The sequence below is a fragment of the Methylophaga sp. UBA3603 genome (assembly GCF_002375335.1).
Classification (GTDB): domain Bacteria; phylum Pseudomonadota; class Gammaproteobacteria; order Nitrosococcales; family Methylophagaceae; genus Methylophaga.
In genome coordinates this window covers 109,759-122,962 of the sequence record NZ_DFMC01000002.1, presented here as the reverse complement: position 1 = coordinate 122,962, position 13,204 = coordinate 109,759, and the positions used below count along the sequence as shown (strand labels likewise).

Below are 13,204 nucleotides of genomic sequence, written 5' to 3'. Positions count from 1 at the left end.
TTACTTATCCGAATGTTCTGTTTTTTGTTTTTCTATTATTTTTAAAGCTACTTGTTTTCTCTCGATTGGCTTTTCTTGAATTAACCTATCTCCAACGGATTGGAATTTATTGTTGACTCTGTCATCCGAATACCACAATGACACCAAAGAATTATTAATAGGGTGATAGCCAGCTAGGGCTACTTTAAAGTCATCTTCTAAATCAACAATCTCGTCTCCAATACCTATAACTGTTGGAGCTACGACCATTAATCTCCAGTAGAGATCCTGATTACTTTGTTCATATTCATCATAATCTTCTAATAAAAGGACTAATTGACCTTTTTCTATTTCATTCTGGTTAAAGATTTTTATTCTTTTGCGGGGAGAGCGAGGCTCATCTCTAAAAACCCTTAAAGGTATATTATTAAGTTTGGGCACGTAGTCCATGCCTGTACTAGCTAAGGTTAGCCAAGGTTTTCCGGCATCATGGCTGAGCTTAATAAATAACTGTCTAAGTCTTCCATGTAAAGTTGTCTCAAATGTATACCTGTCGTCGTATTCACCAGTGTTTGATAGCCTTGTCTGCTCTGCAATATCTAAAATCTCGCGTGCTATTATATTTAACTGCTCCTCGTTAAAGGCCGAGCAAACTTCGAAAGGAGATTTAAATTCTGTTGACATAATTACGAGACCTCTAGAGATGAGTGCATATGCATGCCGGCCAGAATATTGCTTATTTTTTATTTTGTCAACTAGAAAGGAGGGTTTAATCTAATTTGTTAACCAGTGTTTTTCTTTTTTATCGGCCGCTGCCACCCCTTAACCGTCTTCTGCTCCGACTTAGTCAACGTCAACGAATCTGCAGGTGCCGTTTTCCGAATCGTTGATCCAGCCCCAATCGTCGCCCCATCCTCAACAGTGACAGGCGCAACTAACTGCGTATCCGATCCCACAAACACCCGATCACCAATTACAGTACGATGTTTATTCGCCCCATCATAGTTACAGGTTATTGTACCTGCCCCAATATTTACATCTGCCCCCATATCCGTATCACCGATATAACTGAGATGATTGATTTTAGAACCTAAACCAATATTGGCATTTTTAACTTCCACAAAGTTACCGACTTTGGCTTTGGCGGCGAGCTTGGTGCCGGGACGTAGTCTGGCAAAGGGTCCTACTGAGCAGTTAGTACCCACTTCGGCATTTTCGATAATGCTGTTTGGCAGGATTTCCGCCCCTTCATGGATGGTGCTATTAATAAGAATGCAGTTGGCACCGATGCTGACATTATCGGCGATGGTATTATTGCCTTCGAAAATCACGTTGATATCGATGGTGATATCCTGTCCTGCTTTGATATCTCCACGGATATCCACCCGTGCCGGATCACGGAAAGTGACACCTGACATCATCAATTCTGTTGCTTTGAGCTGCTGATAATAACTTTCAACCTCAGCCAGCTGCACGCGATTATTGATACCAGCCACTTCCATTTCATCTTCACAGGTGACTGAGTTAATTTCGATGCCCTGATTAACCGCTTTGGCAATCAAATCGGTCAGATAGTATTCACCCTGGGTATTATTGTTATCGAGCTGTGATAAGGCTTCGGTGAGCCACTTAGCCGGAATACACATAATGCCGGTGTTGATTTCATTGATTAGTTTGGTTTCTTCGTCGGCATCTTTTTCTTCGGTGATACACAACATATTGTCATCATAATCACGAACAATACGGCCATAGCCGGTGGGATCTTCCAATATCGCTGTCAGTACTTTCAGGCTGTTGTTATCACCAGATTCAATCAAATCCTGTAGCGTATCCGCTGTGATCAACGGTACATCACCGTATAACACCAACACCTGTTCACTGTTAACAAAGCTGGCTTTGGCCTGCTCTACTGCGTGACCGGTGCCTTTTTGTTCATGCTGCATCACAACATCGATTTGCTGATTTTGCAGGAACGGCACGACTTCGTCAGCACCATTACCAGAGACTACGGCTAACTGGCTTGGAGAAAGCTGTTTAGCGGTATCAATGACGTGTTGTAACATGGGTTTACCCGCCAGGGTGTGCATCACCTTGGGTTTGGCGGATTTCATGCGGGTGCCTTTACCGGCAGCGAGAATAATAATAGCCAGAGACATAATGGAGATTCCTTGTAACAGCTTTGTAGTTTAGCAAAGACCTGGAAACAAAAAAGGCCGTCCGAAGACAGCCTTTTTTGGGTCATCACTTTCGTGATTAATGCTTACGTGTTTTACGTGCTCTTTCAATGGCGCGTAACTGTGCCATTGCTTCTGCCAATTGAACTTGTGCTTCAGCAAAGTCCAGTTTAGCAGATTTATCATTTAGCGCTTTTTCAGCTGCTGCTTTGGCTTCCAAAGCAGCGGCTTCATTAACGTCATCAGCGCGTAATGCGGTATCGGCCAGAATAGTGACGATGTGTGGCTGAACTTCTAAAATGCCACCGGAAATATAAAACTGCTCTTCCTTACCATCTTTCAGTAAACGCACTTCGCCGGCTTTTAAACGTGTCAGCAATGGAGCGTGACGTGGGTAAATACCCACCTCACCCTCTTGTGCCGAGGCAATTACCGCTTCTACCAATCCAGAATAAATGGATTCTTCAGCACTTACGATGTCAACATGAATTGTCATAGCCATCAGCTACCTCCCAAGAGATTAGTACTTTTTGGCTTTCTCAATCGCTTCATCAATGGTGCCAACCATGTAGAACGCTTGTTCTGGCAGTGAATCATATTCACCATCCAGAATGCCACGGAAACCAGCCAAGGTATCTTTCAGTGAAACGTATTTACCTGGTGCACCGGTAAATACTTCAGCAACGAAGAATGGCTGTGACATGAAACGCTGAATTTTACGAGCACGTGATACAGACAGTTTGTCTTCTTCAGACAATTCATCCATACCCAGGATCGCGATAATATCTTTCAGTTCTTTATAACGTTGCAGCGTGTTTTGAACACCACGGGCAATATCATAATGCTCGTTACCAACAACCAATGGATCCAATTGACGTGATGTTGAGTCAAGTGGGTCAATCGCAGGGTAGATACCCAATTCAGCAATTGAACGTGACAGTACAACTGTTGCGTCCAAGTGAGCGAATGTTGTTGCAGGAGATGGGTCAGTCAAGTCATCCGCAGGTACATATACCGCTTGGATAGAGGTGATAGAGCCAGTCTTAGTAGATGTAATACGTTCTTGTAATACACCCATCTCTTCAGCCAATGTTGGCTGGTAACCTACCGCAGAAGGCATACGACCCAACAATGCAGATACTTCAGTACCGGCCAATGTGTAACGGTAGATGTTATCAACGAAGAACAATACGTCACGACCTTCGTCACGGAAGAATTCCGCCATGGTCAGACCAGTCAACGCAACACGCAGACGGTTACCAGGTGGCTCATTCATCTGACCGTAAACCAGTGATACTTTATCGATAACGTTTGAGTCAGTCATTTCGTGGTAGAAGTCGTTACCTTCACGAGTACGCTCACCTACACCAGCGAATACCGAGAAACCACTATGCTCGATAGCGATGTTACGGATAAGCTCCATCATGTTGACGGTTTTACCTACACCGGCACCACCAAACAGACCAACTTTACCACCCTTAGCAAACGGGCATACCAAGTCGATTACTTTTATACCGGTTTCCAGCAATTCGTTACTGGCAGACAGTTCATCAAATGAAGGTGCTTTACGGTGGATACCCCAACGCTCTTCTTCACCGATGTCGCCTTTCTCGTCGATTGGGTTACCCAATACGTCCATGATACGGCCCAGTGTTTTTTGACCGACTGGTACGCTGATAGCTTTACCGGTATTTGATACAGCTAAGCTGCGCTTCAAGCCGTCTGTAGTACCCATTGCAATGGTCCGGACTACGCCGTCGCCAAGCTGTTGCTGTACTTCAAGGGTTAAACCAGCCTCTTCAACCATCAAGGCATCATAGATATTTGGCAGACTGTCGCGGGGAAATTCCACGTCAACGACCGCACCGATAATTTGTACAATCTTTCCAGAGCTCATCTTGCTTCCTCTTTCAAATAAGTTCGGGCTGCTCAGCCCTTTTAATTCAGTTAGACCGCAGCGGCACCCGCAACAATCTCAGAGATTTCCTGTGTAATCGCAGCCTGGCGAGCTTTGTTGTAAACCAGTTGCAGGTCATCAATAAGATCGCCGGCATTGTCAGACGCATTTTTCATCGCAATCATGCGCGATGCTTGTTCAGAAGCAATGTTTTCAACAACGCCTTGATAAACCACTGACTCGATGTAACGGACCAGCAAATCATCCAAAACTTCTTTCGCATCCGGCTCGTAAATATAATCCCAGTGATGGGACATTTCCTCGCTTGGCGCACCAGGTGTCGCAGGCAGAAGACGAATAAATGTGTCTTCCTGCGTCATGGTGTTCACAAACTGGTTATAAACAAGGTACAGACTATCAATATGACCTGATTCGTAAGCATCCAACATAACCTTGATGCTACCAATCAATTCATGAACGCGTGGTGCATCACCCAATTGGGTAACCTGTGCAACCATGTTCACTGGCAAGCGGCTGAAGAATGTTGAGGCTTTTTGGCCAATTGCACAGATATCAACCTGCAGGCCTTTATCTGACTTGGATTTGATTTCGTGCAGCACTTCCTTGAACAGATTATTGTTCAAACCACCGCACAAACCACGATCCGAAGAAACCACGATATAACCTACACGTTGTTTCTCTTCACGATCCTGCAAATAAGGATGTCTGTATTCCGGATTGGCAAACGCCAAATGCTGAATAACATTTAAGATCTTGTCAGCATAAGGACGTGTTGCCGCCATGCGTTCCTGAGCCTTACGCATTTTACTGGCAGCCACCATTTCCATCGCAGAGGTTATCTTCTGCGTGCTCTTGATGCTTGCTATCTGCGTACGTATCTCTTTACCGCTAGCCATGAATTATGCCTCGCTTACCAGCTACCGTTGGCTTTGAATTTTTCAATCGCGCTGCGCATTTGGCCAGCGATATTGTCATCAAAATTACCAGTAGTGTTGATTGTGTCCATCAGCTCAGCATGCTGTGAACGCATGGTTGACAGCAGTGACGCTTCAAATGAACCGACTTTGCTGACGTCAACATCATCCAGGAAGCCTTCGTTGGCTGAGAACAATGAAATCGCCATTTCAGCAATTGATAATGGTTGATATTGTTTCTGTTTCATCAACTCGGTAACACGTTGACCACGGCTGATTTGTGCGCGGGTTGCTTCATCAAGGTCAGAAGCAAACTGAGCAAACGCTGCCAGTTCACGATACTGAGCCAAATCAAGACGAACACCACCACCCAGTTTCTTGATGATCTTGGTTTGAGCGGCACCACCAACACGTGATACCGACAGACCCGCGTTAATCGCAGGACGGATACCGGCGTTGAACAAGTCAGTTTCCAGGAAGATCTGACCGTCTGTAATCGAAATTACGTTGGTCGGTACGAAAGCAGAAACGTCACCCGCCTGAGTTTCAATGATAGGTAACGCAGTCAAAGAACCGGTTTTACCTTTCACTTCACCATTAGTGAGTTTTTCTACGTAATCTTCGTTTACACGTGCTGCACGTTCCAGCAAGCGTGAGTGAAGGTAGAAAACGTCACCAGGATAAGCTTCACGACCTGGTGGACGACGTAACAACAAGGATACCTGACGGTAAGCCCAGGCTTGTTTGGTTAAGTCATCATAGATGATCAGTGCATCTTCGCCTTTATCACGGAAGTATTCGCCCATTGAGCAACCCGCGTAAGGAGCAATAAATTGCAAAGCAGCTGAATCAGAAGCAGAAGCCGCAACGATGATGGTGTGACCCAGTGCATCGTGTTCTTCCAGTTTACGAACCACGTTCGCAATAGAAGACGCTTTTTGACCAATCGCTACATAGATACATTTAACGCCTGTACCTTTCTGATTGATGATGGCATCAACTGCGATAGCTGTTTTACCCGTTTGGCGGTCACCGATAATCAACTCACGTTGACCACGACCGACTGGGATCATCGCATCGATGGATTTCAAACCGGTTTGTAATGGCTGGTCAACTGACTTACGAGCAATAACGCCTGGCGCTACTTTCTCAATTGGAGAAGAACCGCTGGCTTGAATATCGCCTTTACCGTCAATTGGTTTACCCAGTGAGTCAACAACACGACCTAACAGGCCTTCACCTACTGGAACTTCCAGAATACGACCAGTACATTTGACTTTGTCGCCTTCAGAAATATGTTGGTAAGCGCCCAGAATAACGGCACCGACTGAGTCACGCTCTAGGTTAAGAGCCATACCGAAAGTGTTGCCTGGAAACTCAAGCATTTCCCCGGACATGACATCGGCAAGACCATGAATACGCACAATACCATCGGTTACACCGACTACGGTGCCTTCTGTTCGTGCTTCAGTAGCCCCGTCAAAACTTTCAATTCGCTTTTTAATCAGGTCACTGATTTCTGCTGAATTCAGTTGCATCTCTGTTTCCTCTTTACGGGCCGCTTAGCTTATCGCGCTGGCCAGTCTGTTCAATTTACCTACGGCAGATCCATCAATTACCAGATCACCTGCCCGAATGATTGCGCCACCCAGCAGACTCTCGTCTACACTTTCGCTGAGCGTAATTTCTTTGCCCAGGCGTTTTTTCAGTGCGGCTGCAATCTTGCTTTTTTGTTCATCTGTCAACGGCCGCGCAGTTATTACATCGGCTGTCAGCATTTGTTCCGCATCGGCGCGTAACTCTTCATATAGCTCTGCGATTTCCGGTAACAATAGCAGTCGATTGTTTTCTGCCAGAAGCAGCAGAAAACTACGAGCATCTGTACTAAGTTCACCAGTAATGTCACCAAGCAGATTGACTGCCTGTTCATCACTGACCGCAGGACTCACCAAAATGGATTCGACCTCGGGAGTAGCAGCGCATTGCGCCAGTACTGTGAGCAGTTCAGACCATGCCTGCATGTCGCCTTTTTCTTGTGCAATCGCAAATACGGCTGATGCGTAGGGGCGAGCGATGGTTATTGATTCTGCCATCCTATGATTCCTCTAGATTTGGCTGACCAACTCATCGAGCAGGTCGGTGTGGGCTTTGTCATCAATCTCACGACTAAGGATTTTGCCAGCACCTGCCAGTGCAACTGATGCAACTTGTGCTCTCAGTTCATCACGGGCGCGGTTTGCTTCCTGCTCAATTTCTGCACGGGCAGAAGTGAGAATACGCTCACCTTCAGTACGCGCAGTGCCTTTGGCTTCGTCGACAATTTCGTTTCCACGGCGTTGAGCCTGAGAAACAATTTCGCTTGCCTGATCTTTTGCTTCATGAATTACCTGTTGGGCACGTTTTTCTGCCAACTCTTGTTCATGACGACCACGTTCTGCCGCAGCCAGACCATCAGCGATTTTCTTTTTGCGTTCTTCCAACGCCTGCATGATAGGCGGCCAGACGTACTTCATGCAGAATGCGACGAAAATCGCAAAGGCAATTAGCTGGCCTATCAAGGTTGCATTGATATTCATGCCTGTACCTCTTGTTTATCGCTATTGGGAGTTGAGTTAATGATCTTAACCAGCTACCGCGAACAGTACATACATTGCCAAACCAACAGCGATCATTGGTACCGCGTCAACCAGACCCGCGACCAGGAAGAACTGTGTACGCAACATTGGTACTAATTCAGGTTGGCGAGCTGCAGCTTCCAGGAAGCGACCACCCAACAGACCTACACCAATCGCGGCACCCAGAGCACCCAAACCAATCATCAGTGCACCAGCAATATAAACTAAACCCATATCCATTTTTCTCTCCTACAAACGTCTAAAGACTAAAAAAATAAAGTTACAACTCAATCAAACTCAATGATGTTCCTGATGCGCCATATCCATATATACCGTGGTCAGCACCATAAAGATAAATGCCTGCAAGGTAATAATAAGAATGTGGAAAATCGCCCAGCCAACCTGTAACAGGCCAGCAAAAGAACCTAGAACCAGACCGGCACCGTACATGGTGGCGATCAGAATGAACACCATCTCACCCGCATACATGTTGCCGAACAACCGTAATGCCAATGAAAATGGTTTTGCAATCAAAGTGACAGTTTCGAGCACAAAGTTGATAGGCAGCGCCCATTTACCAAACGGCTGCAAGGTCAACTCGCCAATGAAACCACCGACGCCTTTGACTTTGAAGCTGTAATACAGCATGAGTAAGAAAACAAACAATGCCATGCCGAGTGTGGCATTTGGATCGGTAGTTGGGACGATTTTGAAGAAGACATCGTGAGGATCAACACCGAAAATTGCTGATGCGCCGTGTGCTACAGCTAAAGGAATGAGATCGACTGGAATTAAGTCCATCAGGTTCATCAGGAAAATCCAGACAAAGATGGTTAATGCCATCGGAGCAACCAGAGTGTTTTTACCACCGCTGAAGGAGCCACGTACTGAATCATCAATAAATTCAATGATCCATTCTGCGAAATTCTGTGTATTGGTTGGGACACCTGCGGAGATTTTCTTGGCAACGCTGCGGAAGAACCACATCATCAAACCGCCAAGTAGAATCGACATAAACATGGTGTCGACATTGATGGACCAAAAACCCATTTGCGCTGCTTCACCAGAAGACATTGCAAAACCATAATCACCTGTTGGAGCCCAAACGCCTGCCTCTATCTCTTCATGTTTCGGACCAAAGGTCAGATTTTGCAGGTGATGCTTGATGTATCCTGAAGTTGTTAATTCTTCCGCCATGTTTGTCTCAAGCCTGTTTCATATTTCCAAACAATAAAACCACTTGTATCGCGACGAAGCCGAGCAAGAGCGGTAACGCGGAAAATTCAAACACCGCGAAGCCAACCACAAACATGGCCAGGGTAAAAACCCATCGTTCTGCAATACACCTGTATACGCCACCGAGATTCTTTGCCGGATTGGCACCAGCCTTAACGACTGTTCTCAGTAAATGCCATTTCAGCAATAGTGTGTTGACCACACTGATCATGCCCCCAAAGCATACGGCTATGGCGACATCCTTGCCATGTAACCATAAGACACAAGCCACAATAACAACCAACGCTATAACCTGTGTTATTAGCAGCTGATTTACGGGCCTGACTCTGGCTAGTTGCTCCATCTCTATCCGCTGGATCTTTTAGTTTTGCCTTAAGCAAATCAGGGAATTATATAGACCTACCCTTTGCACGGTCAACGACTATATCGCTTAATTTATTTTTGATTGATGATGTCACACTGATTTAGTGTTTTGTTTGAAGAGTCTTCACAATTATGAAAGATTCCACTAAGGCATCTGATTTTTGGAGATTACAACTGGGATATTTTCCCGTAAGAGGTTAAATAACGAGACATTTAACTTTGTAGAAAACGACTATCTTCTTTTCCCCTCAGACTACATTGCCTTCGATTACAGACTTTTGGGCGCCAGCTTAAATTTGCTGCAATGTGCTTCGTATAAATTTTTTAATTCGGCCTCCCCCATCAGATCCCCCGGCTCATCGCGGTAACTGATATCGCCATTTACTGCGGCTCCCTGCCATTTACGTTCTATCTGCTGGCGTTCATCCTGTTGTTTAAACCAATGAATAAACGCATTGGCTTTGGCCAGCAGACGGTAACTTGATGCCCAGGCATTAACTGTCATGGTGTAATAATACGGTTGGGGCGCAATATTTCCTGGCAGAATTTCAATCTTGCCGAACCACGGACTGGCAGGGTTTTCACAAGCCCAGTAATAAATTGGCAAATCGACCCCAAAGGCATCTACTACTCCATCCGCTAGACAGTTATGGATGCGCGTTTGATCGGAATAAGCGATTAGATTATCCAGTCGGACCCTTTCACCGGGTTTGTTTTCATTACTGCTCCAGCGAATACCGCAATCTTCAAGCACTTGAAACGCCGCCGGATCATTAATAATTCCAACGACTTTGCCATTTAGATCGTCAAGCCGATTAATATGATTATCACCTTTCCTGCGAGCCAATACCCAATGCAGATATGTGTAGGCTTCAGAATACGCCACGTTATCGTATTCTGCCGACGGAGGAAGTGCACTGATAACAATATCCGCCGGCGGTTCACCATATTTTTTACCCACCGTGAGCAACTCTGTGCACATATCCCAAGGCGCTTCGATAAATTCACATTCGACACCCAGGTAACGTGCAAAAGCTCTGGCGTAATCCACATCGAGTCCTTTCAGCGGCTCACCGAGTTTTTCACGAAACGACAAACCGACAAAATTGGGTTCTATCGCTACCCTCAATTTTCCACGTTGTAGAATATCGTCAAGTTGATCATGTGATGCATCAGGTACCAGATAGAGTTTTTTCAATGTGTTGTCCATTGACCTGACTGCTGAATCGATCTCCGCTGTTTGTATATCAATTTGCTCCAGTCCAGTGGACATATCTTCAACCACATCGTTGATGATTTTATTCTTGCTTTGTATACGCTGCATAACACCATTACTGAGATCCAGCGTTTCAAAAATCACTCCGGTGTTTTCCATCACCGCGTTCAACTGTTCACTAATCGATTGAAATAATTCGGTGAGCTGTGCTGTAGCCGATTGGATAACCTCTACAAAACTGTTCAGTCTTTCAGAATTGGTCTGACGGATCTGATCCAGCTCGGCATTAACCTGAGTGAAGTCCAGTTGCCTGGCTGCCTGCTGTGCCTGTTCCATGGTAACCGCAGCAAGACGTCTGACCTCATCAGCCACCACGGCAAATCCTCGCCCATGTTCTCCGGCACGTGCAGCTTCAATAGCAGCATTAAGTGCCAACATATTTACCCCTTTACCAATTTCCAGAATGCCGTCCAGCACATCGGTGACACTATGGGATTTTTCGTCAAGGGTAAGGGATATATGCTGCATCGCTTCGCCGACTGCGGCGTTTACCTCGTTCGCTTCAACATCTATCTGGGCCTGTAAAGCCCCGACCGTTGAATTTGAGCTATTCAGATAATCACTGGCCCGCTGCAGTTCATTATCCAGCTTGTCAGTACGCTGGCCGATTTCTGATAAAAAGTTTTCCTGAACCTGAAGCGCACGGAAAACCTGTCGTGAAAGCTGGGCGGTTTGACTGCTCACCAATTGCAGGGAACGGTAAAAGCGTTTTTCTGCTTCGGTAAAATGCGGAGTTGATGCCACATCTTCCTGCACCGTGGTACTTGCAATTTGAGTTTCAATGAATTCAGATGAATTAAATAGTCTGCTCAACAATTTCACTGCGGATTCCCTAGTTTAGAGTCAGCAGGAATATGCAATTGTCAGTCCAGCGAATGGATTTACAATATTGAATAGATTGAAATGCTTTAAAACCCTGAGCTTATGGTGCAGCTAAGTTTAAGTTTATGCTGCTAAAGTGTTTGGAGTCATCGCTAATGAAATAAAGTTGCACCACAGTGAAACAGACTTTTCACTCATTATGTGCACATTACATAGTTGGACTTGAAATGACGCTGGCTTTATACGCCTATTTGTTTGATAAGGCGTTTTAGCTCATCCACATTGGAATAATCAAAAACCAGCTTACCCTTTCCATTAGGACGGTGTTTGATACTGAAACCTTTACCTAACTTGTCGGCGATGCGCTGTTCGATTCGCTCGATTTCTTCCAGCGAAGGTTGTGGGACTTCCTGTTTATCTGCCGTGGATGGCTTTAATAATCGACGAATAAGCTGTTCTGTTTCACGAACCGAGAGGCCTTTTTCAACGATTTGTAAAGCTGCCTGGGATTGGCTTTCGCCCTCTAAAGCCAACAGGGTTCGTGCATGGCCCATTTCCAGATCACAGTTTTCCAGTAATTTCTTCACGTCATCATTAAGATTTCGCAGACGCAGTAAGTTACTGATGGTCGCGCGTGACTTACCCACCGCCTCAGCGGTTTGCTGGTGAGTTAATTCAAATTCTTCTCGTAGCCGATGCAAAGCATTGGCCTCTTCCATCGGGTTCAGATTTTCACGTTGGATATTTTCAATCAAGGCCATCGCAATCGCATTGCGATCCGAAACATCCTTGATTAATACCGGAACACTTTCCAGCCCAGCCAGCTTGGAAGCCCTCCAGCGGCGCTCACCGGCAATGATTTCGTAATGCCCACCGTCAATCGGTCTGACCACAATCGGCTGAACCAGACCTTGAGAGCGAATGGAATCGGCAAGTTCTTCAAGAGATTCCTGAGACATATCCATGCGCGGCTGGTATTTACCAGGTTGAATCATGTCCAGCGGAAAATGTTGCAAGCTGTCGTTCAGGTTATTTTCATCCTGATTGACGTCACCTAACAGTGCATCAAGTCCTCTGCCTAATCCTCTTTTTTTACTTACCATGCTGGGAATACCTGTGTGTTAGCTTGCCGCTGTTGCTTTTTTATCACGTCGCATCAATTCACTTGCCAGCGCCATATAGGCAATTGATCCACGCGAAGCCCGGTCATAATTTAACACAGGCAGACCATGACTGGGGGCTTCAGCCAAACGAACATTCCGCGGGATGATTGAATGAAAGACTTTGCCTTGGAAATGACTTATCAACTGTCGTGATACCTGATTGGCAAGATTATTACGTGCATCAAACATGGTACGCACCATGCCAGTCACTTCTAAAGCGGGATTGGCTCGCTGTTTAACCCGTTCAATGGTACGCAGCAGAGAAGTCAGTCCTTCAAGGGCATAATATTCACACTGAATCGGGATCAATACACCTTTGGAAGCCACCAGAGCATTTACCGTAAGCATGCTCAGGGAGGGAGGACAGTCGATCAGGATAAAGTCGTATTTTTCCTTGCTGGACTCCAACGCCAGTCGCAGGCGATGTTCACGTAATTTGATTTCCAACAGCTGGACTTCGGCGGCAGTCAGGTCGGTATTGGTTGGCATTACATCAAAGCCCAATCCTTCCGGACGAATGATGGCATCACTGGCTTTGGCTTCCGCCATAATGACGTCATAACTGCTGGTTTCGATGGCGTCTTTATCAATACCGCACCCGGTGGTGGCATTACCCTGCGGATCCAAATCAATCATCAGCACTTTCTTGCCTGAATCGGCAAGCGACGCTGCCAGATTTACCGTGGTAGTCGTTTTACCGACACCGCCTTTCTGGTTAGTAACCGCAAATATATTTCCCACTGA

General features: G+C 45.8%; 14 protein-coding genes. All 14 read right to left on the bottom strand.

Features of this window, described 5'->3' with window-relative positions:
• The gene (locus tag B4F66_RS01190; protein WP_292358473.1) at nt 1-663 is read right to left on the bottom strand and encodes a hypothetical protein; all 663 of its coding nucleotides are present in this window, start codon (nt 661-663) and stop codon (nt 1-3) included.
• Nucleotides 664-761: 98 nt separating this feature from the next.
• A complete protein-coding gene (glmU, locus tag B4F66_RS01185) occupies nt 762-2,135 on the bottom strand; it encodes a bifunctional UDP-N-acetylglucosamine diphosphorylase/glucosamine-1-phosphate N-acetyltransferase GlmU (RefSeq protein WP_292358475.1) in 1,374 nt (457 codons plus the stop codon).
• A 97-nt stretch (nt 2,136-2,232) separates the two neighbouring features.
• The gene (locus B4F66_RS01180; protein ID WP_292358477.1) at nt 2,233-2,655 is read right to left on the bottom strand and encodes a F0F1 ATP synthase subunit epsilon; all 423 of its coding nucleotides are present in this window, start codon (nt 2,653-2,655) and stop codon (nt 2,233-2,235) included.
• An 18-nt stretch (nt 2,656-2,673) separates the two neighbouring features.
• Nucleotides 2,674-4,050, bottom strand: a complete 1,377-nt coding sequence (gene atpD, locus B4F66_RS01175; protein ID WP_292358479.1) for a F0F1 ATP synthase subunit beta — start codon at nt 4,048-4,050, stop codon at nt 2,674-2,676.
• 50 nt (nt 4,051-4,100) lie between these two features.
• On the bottom strand, nt 4,101-4,967 hold the full coding sequence (gene atpG / locus B4F66_RS01170; RefSeq protein ID WP_292358481.1) for a F0F1 ATP synthase subunit gamma: 867 nt from the start codon (nt 4,965-4,967) through the stop codon (nt 4,101-4,103).
• A 14-nt stretch (nt 4,968-4,981) separates the two neighbouring features.
• Nucleotides 4,982-6,523, bottom strand: a complete 1,542-nt coding sequence (gene atpA / locus B4F66_RS01165) for a F0F1 ATP synthase subunit alpha (protein WP_014705458.1) — start codon at nt 6,521-6,523, stop codon at nt 4,982-4,984.
• A 24-nt stretch (nt 6,524-6,547) separates the two neighbouring features.
• Complete coding sequence (locus B4F66_RS01160) at nt 6,548-7,078, bottom strand: F0F1 ATP synthase subunit delta (RefSeq protein ID WP_286845423.1); 531 nt, start codon at nt 7,076-7,078, stop codon at nt 6,548-6,550.
• A 12-nt stretch (nt 7,079-7,090) separates the two neighbouring features.
• Nucleotides 7,091-7,561 carry a F0F1 ATP synthase subunit B gene (locus tag B4F66_RS01155; RefSeq protein WP_014705460.1) on the bottom strand — a complete coding sequence of 157 codons (471 nt, stop codon included), beginning with the start codon at nt 7,559-7,561 and terminating at the stop codon, nt 7,091-7,093.
• A 45-nt stretch (nt 7,562-7,606) separates the two neighbouring features.
• A complete protein-coding gene (atpE, locus tag B4F66_RS01150; protein WP_007144166.1) occupies nt 7,607-7,840 on the bottom strand; it encodes a F0F1 ATP synthase subunit C in 234 nt (77 codons plus the stop codon).
• A 57-nt stretch (nt 7,841-7,897) separates the two neighbouring features.
• Complete coding sequence (gene atpB / locus B4F66_RS01145) at nt 7,898-8,797, bottom strand: F0F1 ATP synthase subunit A (protein WP_292358494.1); 900 nt, start codon at nt 8,795-8,797, stop codon at nt 7,898-7,900.
• Between the two features lie 7 nt (nt 8,798-8,804).
• Nucleotides 8,805-9,179: an ATP synthase subunit I gene (locus B4F66_RS01140; RefSeq protein WP_292358496.1), complete on the bottom strand. Its 375-nt coding sequence runs from the start codon at nt 9,177-9,179 to the stop codon at nt 8,805-8,807.
• A gap of 288 nt (nt 9,180-9,467) precedes the next feature.
• Nucleotides 9,468-11,297: a methyl-accepting chemotaxis protein gene (locus tag B4F66_RS01135; RefSeq protein WP_292358498.1), complete on the bottom strand. Its 1,830-nt coding sequence runs from the start codon at nt 11,295-11,297 to the stop codon at nt 9,468-9,470.
• Between the two features lie 239 nt (nt 11,298-11,536).
• Complete coding sequence (locus B4F66_RS01130) at nt 11,537-12,400, bottom strand: ParB/RepB/Spo0J family partition protein (protein WP_292358499.1); 864 nt, start codon at nt 12,398-12,400, stop codon at nt 11,537-11,539.
• An 18-nt stretch (nt 12,401-12,418) separates the two neighbouring features.
• Nucleotides 12,419-13,201 carry a ParA family protein gene (locus B4F66_RS01125; protein WP_014705464.1) on the bottom strand — a complete coding sequence of 261 codons (783 nt, stop codon included), beginning with the start codon at nt 13,199-13,201 and terminating at the stop codon, nt 12,419-12,421.
• Nucleotides 13,202-13,204: the final 3 nt, after the last annotated feature.

Bases quoted from the DNA above. Each gene is read 5' to 3' on its own strand.
- B4F66_RS01155 (WP_014705460.1), bottom strand. From the start codon at position 7,561: ATGAATATCAATGCAACCTTGATAGGCCAGCTAATTGCCTTTGCGATT.
- atpB (WP_292358494.1), bottom strand. From the start codon at position 8,797: ATGGCGGAAGAATTAACAACTTCAGGATACATCAAGCATCACCTGCAA.
- B4F66_RS01180 (WP_292358477.1), bottom strand. From the start codon at position 2,655: ATGGCTATGACAATTCATGTTGACATCGTAAGTGCTGAAGAATCCATT.
- atpE (WP_007144166.1), bottom strand. From the start codon at position 7,840: ATGGATATGGGTTTAGTTTATATTGCTGGTGCACTGATGATTGGTTTG.
- B4F66_RS01140 (WP_292358496.1), bottom strand. From the start codon at position 9,179: ATGGAGCAACTAGCCAGAGTCAGGCCCGTAAATCAGCTGCTAATAACA.
- atpA (WP_014705458.1), bottom strand. From the start codon at position 6,523: ATGCAACTGAATTCAGCAGAAATCAGTGACCTGATTAAAAAGCGAATT.
- B4F66_RS01130 (WP_292358499.1), bottom strand. From the start codon at position 12,400: ATGGTAAGTAAAAAAAGAGGATTAGGCAGAGGACTTGATGCACTGTTA.
- B4F66_RS01190 (WP_292358473.1), bottom strand. From the start codon at position 663: ATGTCAACAGAATTTAAATCTCCTTTCGAAGTTTGCTCGGCCTTTAAC.
- atpG (WP_292358481.1), bottom strand. From the start codon at position 4,967: ATGGCTAGCGGTAAAGAGATACGTACGCAGATAGCAAGCATCAAGAGC.
- atpD (WP_292358479.1), bottom strand. From the start codon at position 4,050: ATGAGCTCTGGAAAGATTGTACAAATTATCGGTGCGGTCGTTGACGTG.
- B4F66_RS01160 (WP_286845423.1), bottom strand. From the start codon at position 7,078: ATGGCAGAATCAATAACCATCGCTCGCCCCTACGCATCAGCCGTATTT.
- glmU (WP_292358475.1), bottom strand. From the start codon at position 2,135: ATGTCTCTGGCTATTATTATTCTCGCTGCCGGTAAAGGCACCCGCATG.